The following is a 3464-nucleotide window of genomic DNA, read 5'->3' as shown; positions in this document are numbered from 1 at the left end:
TTTTGATTGAGTCAATTTTTCTTTCGCTTACTTTTTTGAAATAATTATTTTTCCATAACCGATAACACCCATTGCTGGTGGTTTAGTAACCTCGAAAGTACATTTATAACCATCTTCCACCAATTCATCAAGTACTTGTTGGGTAACAGGTATTTCTAGCCTTTTAATTACCACTTCCTCATAGCTGCTTCCTTGCGAAAATAGCCGAAAAAAGTCAAACTCAGGTGTTTTGCTTAATTTAAATACCGCTGGAAAAGACCATGATTTTTTTGATCCTCGACCATGCTTTTCTTTTAGCGCAGGAAAAATAACCAAATCTAGAAATTCTTTTTTTGCACGTTGACACGTTTCTTCATTATTTTCACTCAAAAAACATCCCTCACTTTCTTCTAAATAAGCAACTTACATAAATACTTCAAATTAACAACAATAGGGCGGATTTGCACCGCCCACTAACCAAAACTAGCGCTACTTGCTATTGTTCTTCAGTCGGTACAGGCTGATTTAAAGTAACCTTACCTTCTGATTTATTTTGCATTAATTCGGCTACATCAATACCTGTGGCTTGCTTAGTAAATTCAAGTGTTTGAGCCAAACCTGCTACTGATTGACGTCCAACACCTTCTGTACCATCAAAGACTGTTAAGTTATCAATATTAGCAACACTATCCGCGAAACTAGCCGCAATGGCTGGTAAATTATCAATAATTGCTTTTTGTAATGCGAATTGTCCGTTGTTTTCCAAGGCTTTGGCTAAAGCACGTTGAGCGTCGGCTTGGGCTTGACCTTCCTTACGAATTTGTTCTGCATTAGCGTCCGCTAAAGTTTTAGTCTTGTTAGCCTCGGCTTGCGCTTTAATACCAATCGCTTCAGCATCGGCTTTTTGTTGTGCTAAAACAGTAGCCTTAAGTTCATTTTCCTTAACCAAAATTAATTTTTCGTTGATAATTTGGTCTTGTTCTGCATTAGCAATCTTATAAGCATTTTCAGAAATCGCACGTTCTCTTTTTACTTGAGCATCAAATTGAGCCTTGGCCACATCAGTATCACGTTGATTTTCGGCAATTTGCTTATCAGCTGCAAGTTGTGCCTTTTGAGCCTCTTGGTTATTTTGAGCCTCAACTAAGGTTGCTTCTTTGTCAGCAATAGCTTGAGCTTGACGAGCCTTAGATTTCTTGTTAGCAACTTCTTCCGCAGACAAGCTATCAAAGTAGCCCTCATCATCCCAAATGTCCTTGATTTGGAAAGCAGTAATTTCTAAACCAAGGTTAGCAAATGTTTCTTCAATTCCAGATACTACTTCTTGACGGAATTGTGAACGGTCATTGGCTTGGCTAGGAGTTAACCCTGATAAAACTTCACGAACCCCACCATATACAACCTGTTGCATTTGGTTATCACGTTCTTCTTCGGACAGACCAAGCATCTTTTCAGACGCAATAGCGATCATCTTAGGTGTGGATCCAACACGTAAAACAGCATTGGCACTAGCATTAACTTTAACCATGCCCTTAGTCATCACATTTTTGACAACCACATCAACATTAAAGGTATCCAGTGACTGAATTTCTGATTGCTGTACGATGGGAATAACGAAAGCACCACCACCTTTAATAACCTTGACTTTGGTATGAGTTTCTTCATTTTCTTGCACATATGGCCCAGATAGCCACCCACCAGTAACGATCAGAACCTCGTTAGGAGCAACTTTCTTATACGCTGAAATTGGTATACTCAAAACGATAAGCACAATAACAACAATAATAGCCGGAAAAATAAAGCCTGACATCTTTTCTTCACCTCTCAAAATAATTGTAATTACCAATAGCAATATACATACAATTATACGTATGTTCTACTCGCAATTACTAAAGCAATCCTAGGACTTGCACCTAGCCTACCAATTAATTTTGGTAGTCGATGTGTATTGCTTAAGCGGTTTGAAAGGCTATTTTAGAGAGTGTTATTACACCTCTAGACAAAATATTTTATAGGTTTCCGCCAAAACCTAACACGGCAAGGAAGATTCGCACTTCCCACCAAACCGGTGCTATTTTTTGCCGTACTGACTAATTACTTAGTCGTTTTTCTTCTTACGTGTAAGCCCCAATGCACCAAGCAAAGCTGCACCTAATCCAGCAATTAAGCCTGCATTTTGCTCACTATCACCCTTGTCCCCTAATTGCGGTAACGTCTTAGCTTTTACAACATGCTTAATCGTCACGTTTGTAGATTGTGTAGTGCTACTTGTAGTTGCTTGGGATTTAATTGCTACAAGCTTTTGTTCTTCGGAAGTAGTTTCGCTTGATTCACTTGCCACACTTTCTGACGTGCTTTCGCTTACCACACTTTCAGAAGTAGATTCACTAGCTACACTTTCGGAAGTAGTTTCGCTTGTAGATGTGCTTTCACTTACCACACTTTCGGACGTGGTTTCACTAGACACTTCAGATGAACTGCTTGTCGATTGTGATGCACTTGCATTACTTGTTTCAGACTCACTTGAACTTGTTAAACTGTCAGATTTAGATGCTACTTCAGATTGACTGGTGCTTGCTAAACTTTCAGATGACGCCCGACTTGCACTTTCCGATTGTTCAATAGCCCTACTAATACTGTCAGACTTAGCTACACTATTACTGTCAGAAGTTTCAACAGCATTGCTAATTGAGTTCGAAATGGACTCACTGGTGCTTGCTAGACTTTCTGATTTAGTTACGCTATTGCTTTCAGATTGCTTTAGCACATTACTTAATGACTCGGAAGAAGACTTACTTTGAGCCACCAAGCTATCAGACTTAGACGTACTATTACTGTCGGATGTTTCTACAGCTTTACTAATTGATTCCGAAGTAGACTCACTGGTGCTTGCTAAACTTTCCGAAGTAGAGTTGCTTGCACTTACTAGACTTTCAGATTTAGTAGCACTATCGCTTTCGGATTGCTTGATGACATCACTGATAGATCCAGATGTAGAGTCGCTTGCACTTGCTAGGCTTTCAGATTTAGCAACACTTACGCTTTCAGATTGTTTGATAGCATCACTTACTGATTCAGACGTAGACTTGCTTGCGCTTGCCAAACTTTCAGATTTAGCAGCACTATTACTTTCGGATTCTTTGATAGCATCACTAATAGATTCTGAAGTAGACTTGCTTGCGCTTGCCAAACTCTCAGACTTAGCAACACTTACACTCTCTGACTCTTTTACCTTTGTTGAGTTAGATTCTGAAACAGAAGTACTTGCATCTGCTGAGTTCTTAACCGCTGTGCTTACTGATTCTGAAGTAGACTTGCTTGTGCTTGCTAGACTTTCTGATTTGGCTAAGCTAGTACTATCTGACTCGCTAACCTTTGTTGAGTTAGACTTCTCTACTGACTCACTTTGACTAGCAACACTTTCAGACGTTGATTTACTTTGGCTTGCTAGACTTTCTGATTTAGCGACGCTCACACTTTCTGAC

The 3464-nt window shown here is 39.5% G+C and carries 3 protein-coding genes; all 3 read right to left on the bottom strand.

The window, feature by feature from the left end; translation table 11 throughout:
• Positions 1-27: 27 nt before the first annotated feature.
• On the bottom strand, positions 28-369 hold the full coding sequence (locus tag JCM10991_RS11385; RefSeq protein ID WP_023860044.1) for a hypothetical protein: 342 nt from the start codon (positions 367-369) through the stop codon (positions 28-30).
• A 106-nt stretch (positions 370-475) separates the two neighbouring features.
• Complete coding sequence (locus JCM10991_RS11380; protein WP_023860045.1) at positions 476-1789, bottom strand: flotillin family protein; 1314 nt, start codon at positions 1787-1789, stop codon at positions 476-478.
• A gap of 288 nt (positions 1790-2077) precedes the next feature.
• The coding region (locus JCM10991_RS11375; protein WP_025021556.1) for an LPXTG cell wall anchor domain-containing protein at positions 2078-3464 on the bottom strand (1387 nt) is incomplete at its 5' end.

Source organism: Ligilactobacillus equi DSM 15833 = JCM 10991, assembly GCF_000615765.1.
In the GTDB taxonomy this organism is placed as follows: Bacteria; Bacillota; Bacilli; order Lactobacillales; family Lactobacillaceae; genus Ligilactobacillus; species Ligilactobacillus equi.
The sequence above is the reverse complement of the archived record's forward strand: the minus strand, read 5'-3'. Positions and strand labels throughout refer to the sequence as shown.

Bases quoted from the DNA above. Each gene is read 5' to 3' on its own strand.
- JCM10991_RS11380 (WP_023860045.1), bottom strand. From the start codon at position 1,789: ATGTCAGGCTTTATTTTTCCGGCTATTATTGTTGTTATTGTGCTTATC.